Origin of the sequence: Streptomyces sp. NPDC088553, from assembly GCF_044752965.1 — a bacterium.
In the GTDB taxonomy this organism is placed as follows: Bacteria; Actinomycetota; Actinomycetes; order Streptomycetales; family Streptomycetaceae; genus Streptomyces.
Genome location: NZ_JBIVMG010000005.1, coordinates 716913 through 732510, shown reverse-complemented (window position 1 = coordinate 732510; position 15598 = coordinate 716913). Strand labels below are relative to the sequence as shown.

At 73.0% G+C, this 15598-nt stretch carries 16 protein-coding genes; 10 read left to right on the top strand and 6 right to left on the bottom strand.

Features of this window, described 5'->3' with window-relative positions; all coding sequences use genetic code 11:
• The first annotated feature begins 1 nt into the window (after window position 1).
• Window positions 2-2329 (top strand): protein kinase, encoded by a 2328-nt coding sequence (locus tag ACIP8Z_RS20240; RefSeq protein WP_402085157.1) that lies wholly within the window; start codon window positions 2-4, stop codon window positions 2327-2329.
• Between the two features lie 22 nt (window positions 2330-2351).
• Here the strand turns inward: ACIP8Z_RS20240 and ACIP8Z_RS20235 are convergent, their stop codons facing one another.
• From ACIP8Z_RS20235 to ilvA, 3 genes are all read right to left on the bottom strand, one after another.
• Window positions 2352-3149 (bottom strand): ABC transporter permease, encoded by a 798-nt coding sequence (locus tag ACIP8Z_RS20235; protein WP_266973726.1) that lies wholly within the window; start codon window positions 3147-3149, stop codon window positions 2352-2354.
• A 5-nt stretch (window positions 3150-3154) separates the two neighbouring features.
• Window positions 3155-4195 carry an ATP-binding cassette domain-containing protein gene (locus tag ACIP8Z_RS20230; protein ID WP_402085154.1) on the bottom strand — a complete coding sequence of 347 codons (1041 nt, stop codon included), beginning with the start codon at window positions 4193-4195 and terminating at the stop codon, window positions 3155-3157.
• Between the two features lie 135 nt (window positions 4196-4330).
• Window positions 4331-5560, bottom strand: coding sequence for a threonine ammonia-lyase (gene ilvA, locus ACIP8Z_RS20225; RefSeq protein WP_402085151.1), 1230 nt, complete (start codon window positions 5558-5560; stop codon window positions 4331-4333).
• A gap of 149 nt (window positions 5561-5709) precedes the next feature.
• Between ilvA and ACIP8Z_RS20220 the strand changes: the two genes are divergently transcribed.
• From ACIP8Z_RS20220 to ACIP8Z_RS20205, 4 genes are read left to right on the top strand one after another with little or no spacing between them, the layout of a single operon-like run.
• Window positions 5710-6309, top strand: a complete 600-nt coding sequence (locus tag ACIP8Z_RS20220; protein ID WP_402085149.1) for a MarR family winged helix-turn-helix transcriptional regulator — start codon at window positions 5710-5712, stop codon at window positions 6307-6309.
• Between the two features lie 31 nt (window positions 6310-6340).
• Window positions 6341-6823: a sigma factor-like helix-turn-helix DNA-binding protein gene (locus tag ACIP8Z_RS20215; protein WP_402085146.1), complete on the top strand. Its 483-nt coding sequence runs from the start codon at window positions 6341-6343 to the stop codon at window positions 6821-6823.
• Window positions 6820-7071: a hypothetical protein gene (locus tag ACIP8Z_RS20210; RefSeq protein ID WP_402085143.1), complete on the top strand. Its 252-nt coding sequence runs from the start codon at window positions 6820-6822 to the stop codon at window positions 7069-7071. The genes ACIP8Z_RS20215 and ACIP8Z_RS20210 overlap by 4 nt, the downstream gene beginning before the upstream one ends.
• Before the next feature lie 55 nt (window positions 7072-7126).
• Complete coding sequence (locus tag ACIP8Z_RS20205) at window positions 7127-7318, top strand: DUF1059 domain-containing protein (protein ID WP_319310316.1); 192 nt, start codon at window positions 7127-7129, stop codon at window positions 7316-7318.
• Window positions 7319-7418: 100 nt separating this feature from the next.
• Here ACIP8Z_RS20205 and ACIP8Z_RS20200 read toward each other — a convergent pair whose 3' ends face one another.
• Window positions 7419-8573 carry a cystathionine gamma-synthase gene (locus tag ACIP8Z_RS20200; protein ID WP_402085141.1) on the bottom strand — a complete coding sequence of 385 codons (1155 nt, stop codon included), beginning with the start codon at window positions 8571-8573 and terminating at the stop codon, window positions 7419-7421.
• Between the two features lie 72 nt (window positions 8574-8645).
• Here ACIP8Z_RS20200 and ACIP8Z_RS20195 point away from each other — a divergent pair, with 72 nt between their 5' ends.
• From ACIP8Z_RS20195 to abc-f, 4 genes are all read left to right on the top strand, one after another.
• A complete protein-coding gene (locus ACIP8Z_RS20195; RefSeq protein WP_402085138.1) occupies window positions 8646-9752 on the top strand; it encodes a hypothetical protein in 1107 nt (368 codons plus the stop codon).
• Window positions 9753-9897: 145 nt separating this feature from the next.
• A complete protein-coding gene (gene msrA, locus ACIP8Z_RS20190) occupies window positions 9898-10560 on the top strand; it encodes a peptide-methionine (S)-S-oxide reductase MsrA (RefSeq protein ID WP_402085136.1) in 663 nt (220 codons plus the stop codon).
• A 22-nt stretch (window positions 10561-10582) separates the two neighbouring features.
• Window positions 10583-11260 (top strand): hypothetical protein, encoded by a 678-nt coding sequence (locus ACIP8Z_RS20185; protein ID WP_402085133.1) that lies wholly within the window; start codon window positions 10583-10585, stop codon window positions 11258-11260.
• Window positions 11261-11415: 155 nt separating this feature from the next.
• On the top strand, window positions 11416-13053 hold the full coding sequence (abc-f, locus tag ACIP8Z_RS20180) for a ribosomal protection-like ABC-F family protein (protein WP_402085131.1): 1638 nt from the start codon (window positions 11416-11418) through the stop codon (window positions 13051-13053).
• Here the strand turns inward: abc-f and ACIP8Z_RS20175 are convergent.
• Window positions 13036-13392 (bottom strand): DUF1330 domain-containing protein, encoded by a 357-nt coding sequence (locus ACIP8Z_RS20175; protein ID WP_402085129.1) that lies wholly within the window; start codon window positions 13390-13392, stop codon window positions 13036-13038. The two genes, abc-f and ACIP8Z_RS20175, sit on opposite strands and share 18 nt — an antisense overlap.
• A gap of 113 nt (window positions 13393-13505) precedes the next feature.
• Window positions 13506-14558, bottom strand: a complete 1053-nt coding sequence (locus ACIP8Z_RS20170) for an NAD(P)-dependent alcohol dehydrogenase (protein WP_402085126.1) — start codon at window positions 14556-14558, stop codon at window positions 13506-13508.
• Window positions 14559-14686: 128 nt separating this feature from the next.
• Here ACIP8Z_RS20170 and ACIP8Z_RS20165 point away from each other — a divergent pair, with 128 nt between their 5' ends.
• Complete coding sequence (locus tag ACIP8Z_RS20165; protein ID WP_319310330.1) at window positions 14687-15556, top strand: helix-turn-helix transcriptional regulator; 870 nt, start codon at window positions 14687-14689, stop codon at window positions 15554-15556.
• Window positions 15557-15598: the final 42 nt, after the last annotated feature.

Genomic DNA, 15598 nt, shown 5'->3' with positions numbered 1-15598 from the left:
CGTGCTGGAAGCCCTGCCCCCGGGCCGGCCCCCGCAGCTCGTCGGCCCCTACCGGCTGCTCGCCCGGCTCGGCGCGGGCGGCATGGGCGAGGTGCATCTCGCCTGCCGGGCGGACGCGCCGACGGCCGATCCGTACCGGATGGTCGCGGTGAAGACCGTACGGAGCGACCTGGAGGTCGACGGGGACTTCCGGACCCGGTTCCGGCGGGAGATCGCGGCGGCCCGGACGGTCGACGGGCCGGGAGTGGCACGGCTCGTGGACGCGGACGCCGACGCGCCCTCGCCGTGGCTGGCGACGGAGTACGTGCCGGGTCCCTCGCTCGCGGAGGCCGTCGTACGGTCCGGGGCGTTGCCCCTGGCGGCGGTACGGGCCTTGGGGATCGCCCTGGCCACCGCCCTGTCCGGGGTCCACGGGGTGAAGGTGCTGCACCGCGACCTCAAGCCGGCGAACGTCCTGCTCGGCACGGCCGGGCCCAAGCTGATCGACTTCGGTATCGCGCAGGCCTTCGAGGCCACGGCGCTGACCTCGACCGGTCTGGTCGTGGGCTCCCCCGGGTTCATGTCGCCGGAGCACCTGGCGGGCAGCCGCGCGGTGGTGCCCGCGTCGGACGTGTTCTGTCTGGGCGCGGTCCTCGCGTTCGCCGCGAGCGGCCGAGGGCCCTTCCAGGACGACGAGATGGCCGCGGTGGTCTACCGGATCATCCGGGCGGACGCCGACCTGACCGGCGTGCCGGAGGAGCTGCGGCCGGTGGTCGAGCGCTGTCTGCGGCTCGACCCGGCCGAGCGGCCGACGGCGGCGGAGGTGGTGTCGCTCCTCGGTGGCGGGACGGCCCCCGAGGTCTTCCCCTGGCCGGGCGGGGTGCTCTCGCTGCTCGCCGAGTACGGGGAGGCCGCGCGGACGGCCGGTGAGGCGGCGGCCTCGGGCGCGGGCGTGGCGGACCTGCCGACGCTCGGGCCGGTGGTGCCGTACTCCCCCACGGCCGTCCCGAACCGTCCCGTGACACCGCCGGCGCCCCCCGCGGAGCCGCGTCGGCGCCGCTGGGGCGCGGTCGTGGCCGGTGCGGTGGCCGTCGCCGTCGCGGCGACGGCCGGCGTGGTCCTGGTGAACCGGGACGGCGGGGACGGCGGCGGGACGGCGGGGCCCTCGGTCTCGAACGGCTCCTCCCCCGGTGCGACCGGTACGGGGAACGCCGGCCCGGCGACCCTGAGCCAGGTCGTCCTGCCGTACGGCGGGAAGGGCCGTACCAACGACTTCGGCGCGGCGGCGACGGACCGGGGGCACCGCCCGGCGGGCTGGTCGCCCTGGATGGTGCGGACGGAGGCGACCGACGGCGCGTGCTCCCTCTCCCCGAAGGTGCTGGTCTGCGCGGGCTCCGGCGGCGCGCTCGTGGGGCTGAGCGCGGCGGACGGCCATGTGCTGTGGTCGGTCCAGGCGCGCACCAACGCCGAGGGGCTGCGGTCCACACCGCAGTACCCGGCGGTCGTCGGCGACCGGGTGTACGTCGCGGAGGCCTCGGGGACCGTCGCGTACGGCCTTCGGGACGGCCGGAAGGAGGGCACCCTCCCCGGCCCCGGCGCCGGGTGGGCGGTGAAGGGCTCCGACCTGGCCGACGGCGTCCTCCACACCGCCTACGTGAACACGGCGTCCACCGAGGGTGACGGCGGGTCGGGCGGAGGCCTCGTGACGGCGGTGAGGCTCGGCGGGAGCGGGAAGGACGTGGGCAGCGTGCTGTGGCGGGAACCGCTCGACGGCTTCCCCGAGCAGCCGGTGGCGGCGGGCGGTCGGGTGTACGTCCCCGTCGGGACCGTGCCGGTGGCGCTCGACGCGCGGACCGGGAAGACGACGGCGCGCGGGGCGGAGGGCTGCCAGGAGGTCACCGTGCACGAGAAGAGCGGCAGCGTGCTCTGCTCGGGCACCCCGGACGGCTCGGTGGCGGTGCTCGACGCCGGGTCGCTGAAGCGGCAGCGGTCCTTCGGCGCGGGGGTGACGGCGGGCCCCGCCGTGAACGCGGACGGCCTGGTGGCGGTGACGAACGGGCAGACCGTGACCACCTACGACCTGCGGAGCGGCAAGGAGGGCTGGTCGATGACGCCGATGATGACCGAGGGCGACCCGCAGCGGATCTACTTCGCCGGCGACCGGGTGATCACGGTGGGGAAGGGAGAGGTGGTCTCCGTCGCCGCGGCCGCCCCCTCCGGCGAGGAGCACTTCGAGGCCAACCTCCCGGACGACTTCGACGCGCAGGCCACCGGAGACGCGCTGGTCGCCGGAGGGGCGGTCTTCCTCGCCCTTCCCGACGGCCTCGTCGTCTCCGGGTACCTGCCCTGACGGCTCCGGGTGCGCGGAGCGCTCAGCCGTTCGCGCGCCGGTACTTGCGGACGGACAGGGTCCGGAAGATGGCGACGATCAGGACGGAGTAGATCAGCGACGCCCACACCGGGTACTGCATCGGCCAGGCGTCGGACGGTGACAGGCCCGGATCGCCGAAGAGCTTGCGGCAGGCCTGGACGGTCGCGCTGAACGGGTTCCACTCCGCGACGGGCTGGAGCCAGCCCGGCAGATTGCTGGAGTCCACGAAGGCGTTCGAGATGAAGGTCACCGGGAAGAGCCAGATCAGGCCGCCCGACGTCGCGGCCTCCGGGGTGCGGACCGAGAGGCCGATCAGGGCACCGATCCAGGTGAAGGCATAGCCGAGGAGGAGGAGCAGGGCGAACCCGGCCATGACCTTCCCGAAGTTGGTCGGCGCCGCGTAACCGGGCCGCCAGCCGATGATCAGCGCGACGATCGCGAGCACGAAGAGCGTCAGCGCGGTCTGCACGAGGTCGGCCAGGGTGCGGCCGGTGAGGACCGCGCCCCGGGCCATGGGCAGGGACCGGAACCGGTCGATGAGGCCCTTGTGCATGTCGTCGGCGATGCCCGCGCCCGCACCCGCCGTGGCGAAGGTGACGGTCTGCGCGAAGATGCCGGCCATCAGGAAGTTCTTGTAGACGTCCGGGTCGGTGCTGCCGCCGACGCTCATCGAGCCGCCGAAGACGTACGTGAAGAGGATCACGAACATCACCGGCTGGATCAGGCCGAACAGGATCATCTCGGGAATCCGGGACATCCTGATCAGGTTCCTGCGGGCGATCACCAGGGAGTCGTTCATGGTGCTCACTCGGCCGCCTCCTTCACGCGCTTGCCCTCACGGCCGCCCGGCCGGGACCCTCCGTCCGGCCCGCCGTTCTCCTCCGCCTCCCGCTCGGCCACATGGCCGGTGAGGGAGAGGAAGACGTCGTCGAGGGTGGGACGGCGCAGTCCGATGTCGTCGATCTCCACACCCACCGCGTCCAGGTCGCGGATGACCTCGGCGAGCAGCTTCGCGCCTCCGGCGACGGGCACCGTGAGCTTGCGGGTGTGCTCCTCCACGGACACCTCGCCGTGGCCGATGCCCTCGATGCCGTAGCGCGCGAGGACCCCCCGGGCGTCCGCGATCATCCCCGACTCGTGCACGACGACCTCGACGCGCTCGCCGCCCGTCTGGGCCTTGAGCTGGTCGGACGTGCCGCGCGCGATGACCTTGCCGCGGTCGACCACGCAGATGTCGTGGGCGAGGTGGTCGGCCTCCTCCAGGTACTGCGTGGTGAGCAGCAGGGTCGTACCGCCCGCGACGAGCTCCTTGATGACCTCCCACAGGCCCTGCCGGTTGCGCGGGTCGAGGCCGGTGGTCGGCTCGTCCATGAACATGACCGGCGGGGACACGACGAGGGCGGCCGCGAGGTCGAGGCGGCGGCGCATCCCTCCGGAGTACGTCTTCGCGGTGCGGTCGGCGGCGTCGGCGAGGTTGAAGCGCTCCAGGAGCTCGTCGGCCCGCACCTTCGCGTCCTTCGCCCTCATCTGGTAGAGCTGCCCGACCATCTGAAGGTTCTCGCGGCCGGTGAGGTACTCGTCGACGGCCGCGAACTGGCCGGAGAGACCGATCCTGCGGCGCACCTCGTCGGGGTCCTTGAGGACGTCGATCCCGGCGACGACGGCCCGGCCGCTGTCGGGCTGGAGGAGGGTGGTCAGCACGCGCACGGCGGTCGTCTTCCCCGCGCCGTTCGGGCCGAGCAGACCCAGGACGGTGCCCTCGGGGACGTCGAGGTCCACGCCGTCCAGAGCTCGTACGTCACCGAAGGTCTTCACCAGACCCTCGGCGTAGATCGCGCCTGGCATGTGGGTACTCCCAGGGAGATACGGACGTTGAATTCGGGCGTTTCCCACCGATCCTAGGTTCGCCCGAGCCGCCCCGCCCAGTGAATTTGTGACCTGGGACACATGATCATGCGACGGGCGGGGGCGGGCCGGGGCTCAGCCCAGCACCGTGTACCCCGCGTCCCTCAGCGCGTCCGCCACCTCGCGGCAGTGCTCAGGCCCCTTCGTCTCCAGGTGCAGCTCGACCTCCGCCTCGGTCAGCCCGAGCCGCGGATCGGTCCGCACATGGCTGACGTCCAGGACGTTCGCGTCGGCGACCGTGAGCACCGCGAGCAGCGTCGCCAGGGCCCCCGGCCGGTCCGTGACCCGCAGCCGCAGGCTCAGATAGCGGCCCCCGGCGGCCATCCCGTGCCGCAGGATGCGCTGGAGCAGCAGCGGGTCGACGTTCCCGCCGGACAGCACCGCCACCACCGGCCCCTCGACCGACCTCGGGTCGCTGAGCAGAGCCGCGACCGGGCTCGCGCCGGCCGGCTCCACGACCAGCTTCGCCCGCTCCAGACAGAGCAGCAGCGCCGAGGAGAGCGCGTCCTCGGAGACCGTACGGACCTCGTCGACGTACTCCTGGATCAGCGCGAACGGCACGTCGCCCGGCCGTCCCACCTTGATCCCGTCCGCCATCGTCACCGGCGACTCGACCACCACGGGATGCCCGGCGGCCAGCGAGGGCGGATAGGCGGCGGCGCCCTCCGCCTGCACACCGATCACCTTCACGTCCGGGCGCACCGACTTCACCGCGAGCCCGATGCCCGCGGCGAGACCGCCGCCGCCGACACCCACCAGGATCGTCCGGACCTCCGGGCACTGCTCCAGGATCTCCAGGCCCACCGTGCCCTGCCCGACGATGATGTCGGGATGGTCGAAGGGGTGGATGAAGACGGCCCCGGTCTCCCGCGCGTACCGCTCCGCCGCCGCCAGCGTCTCGTCCACGACATGACCGTGCAGCCGGACGTCGGCGCCGTACTCCCGGGTCGCCGCGACCTTCGGCAGCGGGGCCCCGACCGGCATGAAGACGGTCGCGCGCACACCGAGCAGGTTCGAGGCGAGCGCCACACCCTGCGCGTGATTGCCCGCCGACGCGGCGACGACCCCCGCCGCCCGCTCCTCGGGCCGCAGCCCGGCGATCCGCACGTACGCCCCGCGCAGCTTGAACGAACCCGTCCGCTGGAGGTTCTCGCACTTCAGATGGACGGGCGCTCCCACCAGCGACGACAGATGGCGGCTGCCCTCCATCGCGGTCATCCGGGCCACCCCCGACAGCATCTTCTGCGCCCCCCGTACGTCGTCGAGCATCAGCCGGTGCAAGGGGTCTGGCGTACGGAAGCTCATGACAGCAAGTCTCGCAGCTCACGGCCCTGGTGGCCGCCCGGCGACCGGGTCCTCAAGCGGGTTTGCGCAGCCCCGGTACGGACCTCCCCGGGGCCGCGTACTCTGTCCCCCACCAACCGACCACCCCCGCACGAGAGAGACCCACAGCCATGCCCACATCTCAGGACATGACGACTGAGCTCGACCCCGGTCTCCTCGATGCCCTCCAGCACCAGGTGGCCGTCTTCGCCCGCCGCGCGGAGCAGACGCGCCTCGGTGGCACCGGGCAGCTCCGCAACTCGATGGACCGCGCCGCCTACCTGCTCCTCAACCGCCTCGACCAGGAAGGCCCGATGGGCGTGAAGGCCCTCGCGGCCGGCATGGGCATCGACTCGTCCACGGTCACCCGCCAGGTCGCCCCGCTCGTCGACACCGGGCTGGTGAAGCGCACCTCGCACCCCGAGGACGGGCGCGCGGTCGTGCTCCAGCTGTCGCCGCGCGGGCTCGCCCGCCTGGAGGAGGTCCGCTCCTCGCGCCGCCAGCTGATGGTGGAGGTCACGGAGGGCTGGACGCCGGACGAGCGGGAGTCCTTCTGCACCCTGCTCACCCGCTTCAACACCGCCCTGTCCGCACGGCAGTCGGCGCACTCGGGCGGACCCGTGACAGAGTCCGCGGCCACGTCGGCCCCCGCGCCGGCGGCCCCGGAGGGGACCGCGTCCACGACCGGCGCACCGGTCGAGGGGCCGAGCGAGTCCGCGCAGACCTCTTGACCCCACCCCCGCGCTGTCCTCAGATGAGGACGTGGCAGAGCAGCGGAACGGACCCCGCGCCGAACGCGCCCACCGCACCCGGGAGTTCGACGCGTTCGTGGCCGGGGCGGCGGGCCGGCTGCTGCACACCGCGACTCTGCTCACCGCCGAGACCCGCACCCGCAACCCGTACGCCCGGGCCCTGCTGACCGCCGCCCTGGCGCACACCTACGCGGCGTGGGAGCGGCTGCGGGACGAGGATCCGTACGAACTCACCCGGCGCGACCTCGCCGCCCGCTTCGCACGCACCGCCTGGCGGCATCACGGTGGCCGGGGCGGAGTGCTCTCCGCCCTCCACCCCCAGGAACGGCTCGTCGTCGTCCTCAGGCTGTACGAGGGGGTGGCCGAGGAGCAGGTCGCGGCACTGCTCGGGCTGCCGGAGACCCGCGTCAGAGCCGTCCACGCCCGGGCGGTGGCCACCCTCAGGGCGGCCAGGGGCGGTACGGGAAAGCCCGCCGGGAGGACCGCCGCGTGAGCCGCTACGAGGACAAGGAGGCGGCGGTCCGGCGACTGCTCGACACCCCTCACCCGCCGGTCCCCGGCGACCTCGCCGGGGAGGCCGCCGAGCGCGGCTCCCGCCTGCTCCGGCGGAACCGGGCCCTTCGACGGGTGGCGTGGACGCTCTTCGCGCTCGCCGTGCTCGCCTTCGTGCTGTGGGCGTCGGCGGCACAGCCCTGGGAGGTCCCGGCGGCGGAGACCACACCGCCGTTCGACGGCGGGTGAGGACGGTCCTAGCCTGGAAGGAGGGGCCTGTCCGCAGGCCCGTCAGGAGGTCGTCATGGCCAGGAAAGCAACCGACTGCCGGGACACCCCGAGTGTCTCCGGTTGCTCGCTCTACATGTCGGGCGAGGAGGAGGAACTCGAACGGGCAGCCGTCCAGCACGTGGTCGCCGTCCACGAGCACACGGACAGTCCCGAACTCCGCGCCGAGATCCGGGCCTCGATGAAGGAGCCCTTGCCCGGCACCTGAACGAGCGGCGCTCCGCACGACGGGCCGGGCGGGCGCTCCGTAGGACACCGCCGTACGACACTCCGTACGGCAGGAGCACCCGCCCGCCCCGTACCGGCGACTAGCCCAGCGCCTGCCGCAGGTCGGCGAGCAGGTCGTCGACGTTCTCGATGCCCACCGAGAGGCGGACGAGGTCGGCGGGGACCTCCAGGGCGGAACCCGCGACGCTCGCGTGGGTCATCCGGCCCGGGTGCTCGATGAGGGACTCGACGCCGCCGAGGGACTCACCGAGGGTGAAGAGCTGCGCGCGGTTGCAGACCTCGACGGCCGCCTCCTCGCCGCCCTCCACGCGGAACGAGATCATGCCTCCGAAGGAACGCATCTGCTTGGCGGCGACCTCGTGCCCCGGGTGCTCCGGGAGCCCCGGGTAGAGGACCTGGGTGACCTTCGGGTGCTGGGTCAGCATCTCGACGATCTTCTCGGCGTTCTCGCTGTGCCGGTCCATGCGGACCGCGAGGGTCTTGATGCCGCGCAGCACGATCCACGAGTCGAAGGGACCGGCGACCGCGCCCATCGCGTTCTGGTGGTACGCGAGTTCCTCGCCGAGCGCCTCGTCGGCCGTCACCAGCGCACCGCCGACGACGTCGGAGTGGCCGCCCATGTACTTGGTGAGGGAGTGCACGACGACGTCCGCGCCGAGCGCGAGCGGCTGCTGGAGGTAGGGCGAGGCGAAGGTGTTGTCGACGACGAGCTTCACGCCGGCCTGGCGGGCGACGCCCGCGATCGCCTCGATGTCGGTGATGCCGAGGAGCGGGTTCGACGGGGTCTCGACCCAGATCAGCTTCGTACGGTCGTTGACGGCGCCGCGCACCGCCTCGACGTCCGAGGTGTTCGCCACGGAGAAGTCGACGCCCCAGCGCTGCACGACCTTGGCGAAGAGCCGGAACGTGCCGCCGTAGGCGTCGTTGGGGATGACCACGTGGTCGCCGGGCGCGAGGAGCGTGCGCAGCAGGCAGTCCTCAGCGGCCAGACCGGAGGCGAAGGCGAGCCCGCGCCGGCCGCCCTCCAGGGCCGCCAGGTTCTCCTCAAGGGCCGTACGGGTGGGGTTGGCGCTGCGGCTGTACTCGTAACCGCCGCGCAGCCCGCCCACGCCGTCCTGCTTGTAGGTGGACACCTGGTAGATGGGCGGGACGACCGCGCCGGTCAGCGGGTCCGCGGTGTTGCCCGCGTGGATCGCGCGGGTCTCGAAGCTCTGGTGAGAGTGCTGGTCGCTCATGTGTCAGGAGCGTAGTCCCGAGCGGGCCCCGGCGCCGCGATCGTCTCACCGTGCGTCCTGGACAATGGACACATGGAGATTCTCTGGTTCCTGATCGCGCTGGGCCTGTTGTTCGGCGTCCTCGGCCCCTACCTGCTGCGCCGCCGCGGTGGCGGGATCCGTCAGGTCGCTCCGGGCGCCCCGGACGCGGCGGATCCGGAGGCGTACGGATTCGTGCGTCAGGAGGACCAGGACGTACGGCTCCCGGGCGCGGACGACGAGCTCCTGCACGTCCTCGACGTCGTCCAGGCCACCCAGGACTGGCGGGCCGCGTCGCGGCTGCTCGCCGCCACCGACAAGGAGGGCGAGGTGCGCTGGCAGCGCGTCCAGGCCTTCGCGGGCGCCGCGTCCCTGGAACTCCAGGAGCGGCCGGGCGTCGGCGGGGCGTGGCTGCGGACCTGGCGGGCGGAGGCCCCGAAGGACGCGGGCGGCGCCGCGGTGCACGGCGAGTTCCTGGTGCAGCAGGCCTGGCGCTCCTCGGCGGCCGGGACCGACGACTTCCGGATCATCCTGGAGGAGGCGCGGAAGGTCACCGACGAGGCGGCGCTGCTCGCTCCGGGGGACCCGGTCCCGTACATCACGCAGCTGGCCGTGGCCCGCGGTCTCGGGTACAGCCACGAGGAGTTCGACCAGGTGTGGGCGCGGGTCATCGACCGGGCCCCGCAGCACATGGGCGCCCATCTCGCGGCGCTGCACTACTGGTGCGAGAAGTGGCACGGCTCCCGCCAGGAGGCCGACCACTTCGCGACGACGGCCGCGGCGCGCGCCCCGCGGGGTTCGCTGCTCGCGGCGCTCCCGCTGTTCGCGGTGTACGAGCACGTGCCGGACGTGGTGCTCGTGCAGGACTTCTTCCGTACGGCCGTGGTGTCGAAGGCGATGGACGGGGCGCTGTACGCGGTGCACTCGGCCCGGTCCGACGACCCGATGCTGGCGCACGTCCGTCATCTGCTCGTCTGGTTCCTGGTGCGCGGCGAGCGCTGGGCCGAGGCCATGCACCAGCTGGTGAAGGTCGACGGGCACGTGGGCGCGGTGCCGTGGACGCTGAGCGGTGACCCGGCGGCGGAGTTCACGGTCTTCCGGAACCTGGCGGTGGCGGGGTACGAGGCGAACGGCGGCAGCCCGGCGACACTGCCGCGCTGACGGCACGGCGGGCGGTCGCGGCGGACGGCACTCCCGCACCCGGTCTCCCCGGCGGGCGGGGAGGGACCCTCCGAGGACTCCTCGGGGAATCCCTCCCCGCCCGCCGGCGTTGTGACCACTGCCGACCGTCGAGGAGAGATGCAGCATGTTCCTGTCCCGCACCCCCGTCCTCCCCACTCCCGAGCAGGCCCTGCGCGGCCGCCCCGAGCCGGAGTTCGCCGTTCCCGAGCGCCACACGGTCCTCGGCAACCCGCTCCTCGGCCCGTACCCGGAGGGCCTGGAGGTCGCCGACTTCGCCCTCGGCTGTTTCTGGGGCGCCGAGCGGAAGTTCTGGCAGACCGACGGCGTCTGGACGACTCTCGTCGGCTACCAGGGCGGCTACACGCCGAACCCGGCCTACGAGGAGGTCTGCTCGGGCCTGACCGGTCACACCGAGGCCGTCCGGGTCGTCTTCGACCCGTCGAAGGTCTCGTACGAGTCCCTCCTGAAGCTTTTCTGGGAGTCCCACGACCCGACCCAGGGCTTCCGCCAGGGCAACGACGTGGGCACCCAGTACCGCTCGGCCGTCTACACCCACTCCCCCGCCCAGGCGGCGGCCGTCGACGCCTCCCGCGAGGCCTACCAGAAGGTCCTGACGGGCTCCGGCTACGGCACGATCAGCACCGAGATCCTCCCGGCGGAGGGCCGCACCTTCTATCCCGCGGAGGGATACCACCAGCAGTACCTGGACAAGAACCCGGCGGGCTACTGCGGCATCGGCGGAACGGGCGTCTCCTGCCCGATCGGTGTCGCGAAGGCCGACGGCTGACGAGGGGCACGGGCTTCGTCGGGTGAGTTTCGGGACCTACGCCCGGCGGGTGCGCGACGAGCGGTCGCCGCCCGCCCGGCGGCACCGGGCACTGCGGTGTGCCGTCTCGGAGTACGGACCCCTCGGCTTCCACGCGACCTGGGCCTATCTCGCCGCGACGGCCGTGCCCGCGCCGGATCTCCGGCGGGACACGGCCGCCCTGCTGCGCGCGCTCGGCGTCCTTGAGGCGAGCCGCGCGGCGAGGATCGAGGAGATCGCGGTCTTCGCGGCCCGCCGCCGCGTGGAGAAGGCGGCGGGCGTCCGTGTACCCCTGAGCGGGGATCCCCTGGCGCCGCCGTGGCGGCCCCGCTGGCCCGGTGCGACCGGGCCCTCGCGTCTGGGGCTCGTCGCCGCCGTGGCGAACCGCCGTACGGCGTTCCTGGAAGTCCCCCGCCCCGATCCGTCGCTGCTCCCCGACGGCCTCGGGCCCCGCCTCGCGGACCTGCACGGCCGTCTCGACGCCTGCGCGGCGGCCTATCTCACCGCCCTCGGACGGGTCGACGCTCCGTCCCGCGAGGAGCCGGGCGACATCGTCGCCGGCATCCACCGGCACCTCACCCCTGGCCACGCGCCACCGAACGTGCCCCTCCTGCGGTGGCTGCGCTTCGCCGAGCTCCTCGACTACGCCGTAAAAGCCACGGCGGTCCCGCACTCCCGGTAGCTACACTCGCGGGCATGGGTGCGTTCTACTTCTTTCTCTGATTCCGGCCGCGGACACGGTCCGACCCGCTGATCCGGCGCCCTCGGGGCGCGGCAGTGGTGGTCCCGGTGTCCCCTCCCGGCCCGAACGCCCCCCAGTACCCAGGGAAAGATCCCATGCGCGACCGCGCCCAGCTGACCCTCAAAGACGTCTCGAAGTCCTACGGGGACCGCTCCGTCCTCGACCAGCTCACGCTCACCGTCCGCCCCGGCGAGAAGGCCGCCGTCATCGGTGAGAACGGCTCCGGCAAATCGACCCTGCTCCGGCTCCTGGCCGGGGCCGAGGCGCCCGACACCGGGGACGTGACCGTCCGCTTCCCCGGCGGCGTCGCGCGTCTCGCCCAGACGCTCGCCGAGACCCTCGGCCTCGGACCCGAGCACACCGTGCGGGACGCCGTCGACGCGGCGCTCGCCGAACTCCGCTCCATGGAAAGGGAGATGCGGGCCGCCGAGGAGAGACTCGGCGCCGCGACACCCGAGGAGCTCCTCGCGTACGGGGAACTCGCCGCCCGCTACGAGGAGCGGGGCGGCTACCAGGCCGACGCCCGCGTGGAGGCCGCGCTGCACGCGCTCGGCCTCGGCCTCGTCCCGTACGAGCGCCGCGTCGGCACGCTCTCCGGCGGCGAGCAGTCGCGGCTCGCCCTCGCCTGCGTGCTCTCCTCGGGCGCCGAGCTGCTGCTTCTCGACGAACCGACGAACCACCTCGACCGGGCCGCCGCCGGCTGGCTGGAGGAACGGCTGCGCACCCACCGCGGCACGGTGGTCGCGGTCACCCACGACCGGGCGTTCCTGGAGGGCATGGCGACCACGATCCTGGAGGTCGACCGGGACACCCGCACGGTGACCCGGTACGGCGACGGGTGGTCCGGCTACCGCGCGGCGAAGGCCGCGGCCCGCCGCCGCCGGGCGCAGGAGCACGAGGAGTGGCGGGAGGAGCTGGCCCGTACCGAGGAGCTGGTGGCGACGGCCGGGCAGCGGCTCGCCGGCTCGGGGAAGGACCCCCGGCAGGGCTTCGGCAAGCACCGCCGCTCGCACGAGAACAAGCTGTCGGGCCAGGTCAGGGCGGCCCGGGTCAGGCTGGAGCAGCTGCGGAGGCACCCGGTCCCGGCGCCACCGGAACCCCTGCGCTTCACCGCCCGGATCGCGACGGCGGCCCCCGACGCCGAAGGAAGCCCCGGTGACGGGCCGCTCGCCGAGCTCGTCGGCGTCGTCGTCGGCGAGCGGCTGCGGATCGACAAGCTGCGGATCTCGGCCGGGGACCGGCTGCTCGTCTCCGGGCCCAACGGCGCCGGCAAGACGACCCTGCTCCGGGTCCTCGCCGGGGACCTGCGTCCCGACAGCGGGACGGTCGGCCGCTCGGGCCGGGTCGGCCGGCTGCGCCAGGAGCTGCCCGCCGTACCGTCCCCGAAGCCGCTGCTCACGGAGTACGCGGCGGGGCGCCCGGGCCTGCCCGAGGAGTACGCGGCGGAGCTGCTCGCCCTCGGGCTCTTCCGGGAGGAGGACCTGTCCGTGCCGGTGGCGCGGCTCTCGGTGGGCCAGCAGCGCCGTCTGGAGCTGGCCCGGCTGGTGACCCGGCCGGTCGATCTGCTGGTCCTGGACGAGCCGACCAACCATGTGGCGCTGTCCCTGGTGGAGGACCTGGAGGCGGCCCTTGCGGCCTTCCCGGGCGCGGTGGTCGCGGTCTCCCACGACGAACGCTTCCGGGCGGGCTTCGGGGGCCGGCGGCTGGAGCTCCGGTCAGGCAGGGTCGCCTGACGCGGCCCGCAGGGCCGCGGCCGTCGCCGCCGGGTCGTACCCGTCGGCGACGCCCTCGACCAGGAGGATGTCGCCTGCCATGTGGCGGGTGCGGAGCGGTATCAGGGCCTGGTAGGCGGCGGAGTCGTACCAGGCTCGGGCGTTCTCGTACGACGGGAAGCCGATGATGACGACGGCGCCCGGCCAGTCGCCCTCGCGGACCTCACGCGCGGGTGCGCCGTGGACGAGGAAGCGGCCGCCGAAGGGGTCCAGGGTGCCCTGGATGCGCTCCATGTAGGTGAAGACCTCCTCGTCGAGGACGGGCTTCGGGTGCAGGTTTCCGATGGCGTATGCGGTCATGACGCAAGGGTGCCGGGGCATGCCGTACGGGGTCGATTACCCCGCAGGTCATGCCCCGGCACCGTGCGCGGACGTCATGCGCGGACGTCATGCGCGAGCGTCGTGCGCGGGCGTCAGATCGTCGACGCGTCGATCACGAAGCGGTAGCGGACGTCGCTGGCGAGCACCCGCTCGTACGCCTCGTTGATCTGCTCGGCGCGGATCACCTCGATCTCCGCGCCGAGGCCGTGCTCCGCGCAGAAGTCGAGCATCTCCTGCGTCTCGGCGATGCTGCCGATCATCGAGCCCGCGAGGGTCTTGCGGCCGCCGATGAGGGAGAAGAGGTTGACGGAGACGGGCTCCTCGGGGGCGCCGACGTTGACCAGGGCCCCGTCGGTCTTGACCAGACTCAGGTAGGCGTTGAAGTCCAGCGGCGCCGAGACCGTGGAGATCACCAGGTCGAAGGTGCCGGCGAGCTCGGTGAAGGTCGCCGGGTCGCTGGTGGCGTAGTAGTGGTCGGCGCCCAGCTTCAGGCCGTCCTCCTGCTTCTTCAGGGACTGGCTGAGGACGGTCACCTCGGCGCCGAGCGCGTGGGCGATCTTGACGCCCATGTGGCCGAGGCCGCCGAGGCCGACGATCGCGACCTTCTTGCCGGGGCCGGCCTGCCAGTGGGCGAGCGGCGAGTAGAGGGTGATGCCGGCGCAGAGCAGCGGCGCGGCCTCGTCGAGGCCGATGCCCTCGGGGATGCGCAGGGTGTAGTTCTCGTCGACGACGATGTGGCTGGAGTAGCCGCCGTAGGTGGGCTCGCCGTTCGTGTCGAGGGCGTTGTACGTACCGGTCCCGCCCTTGACGCAGTACTGCTCAAGACCCTGGAGGCAGTACGCGCACTCCCGGCAGGAGTCGACGAAGCAGCCGACGCCGACCCGGTCGCCGACCTGGAACTTGCTGACCCCGGGGCCGACCTCCGCGACGATTCCGGCGATCTCGTGGCCCGGGACCATCGGGAAGATGCCCTCGCCCCAGCCGTCACGGGCCTGGTGGATGTCGGAGTGGCAGATGCCGGAGTACTTGATCTCGATGAGGACGTCGTGCTCGCCGACGGGCCGGCGCGGCACGGTGGTGCGCTCCAGCGGGGCGTTGGCGGCGGGTGCGGCGTACGCGGGGACGGTGGTCACGTTCGTGGTCATGACTCCAGCCTGCGCGAGGGCGCGGGCATCACCCAGCCCCCTGTTCTGCCTACGTCCAGCGTGCCTACCACTGGCAGGGACAGGAACAGCCGTCCGCCGGGACGTACGACCTGGGATAATCGGGACGCATGGATCTCAGTGCCGAACTCAGCGAATTCCTGCGCTCGCGCCGGGCCCGGCTGAAGCCGGAGGACGTGGGTCTGCCGTCGTTCGGGCGCCACCGCCGGGTCCCCGGGCTGCGCCGCGAGGAACTGGCACAGCTGGCCGGGGTGTCGGTGGCGTACTACACCCGGCTCGAACAGGGCAACGGCCGCAACGTGTCCATGGAGGTGCTGGACTCGATCGCGCGGGCCCTGCGGCTGAGCGACACGGAGCGGGCGCATCTGACGCATCTGGCGAAGCCGACGGCGAAGAAGAAGCAGCACCGGGCGGCGATCGCCCGCCCGCAGCAGGTGCGGCCGGGCCTGCGGCATCTGCTGGACGCGATGGAGGGAATCCCGGCGTTCGTCGTGGGCCGGCGGCTCGACGTCCTCGCCTGGAACCGGATGGCACGGGCCCTGATGGGGGACTTCGAGGCGATGGAGCCGGCCGACCGGAATGTGGCCAGGATGGTCTTCCTGGGGCCCAACTCGCGTGATCTGTACCGGGACTGGGAGTGCAAGGCGACCGAGGTGGTGAGCGTGCTGCGGCTGTACGCGGGCTGCTATCCGGAGGATCCGGCGCTGCTCGCGCTGGTCGGCGAACTGTCGATACGCAGCGAGGAGTTCCGCTCGCTGTGGGCGGCGCACACCGTCGCGGACAAGGGGCACGGGACGAAGGTGCTGCGGCATCCGCTGGTGGGCGAGATGACGCTGACGTACGAGAGCATGCAGGTGGCGGGCGGGGACCCGGACCTGGTGCTGATCACGTACCAGGCGGAGCCGGGGTCGGCGTCGGCGGACGCACTGCGGCTGCTGGCGCAGTGGGGTGTGGACGAGAGCGTGGACGTGCGGAAGTAGCGCGAACGAGAGCGGCCCCCTCCCGGTGCGGGAGGGGGCCGC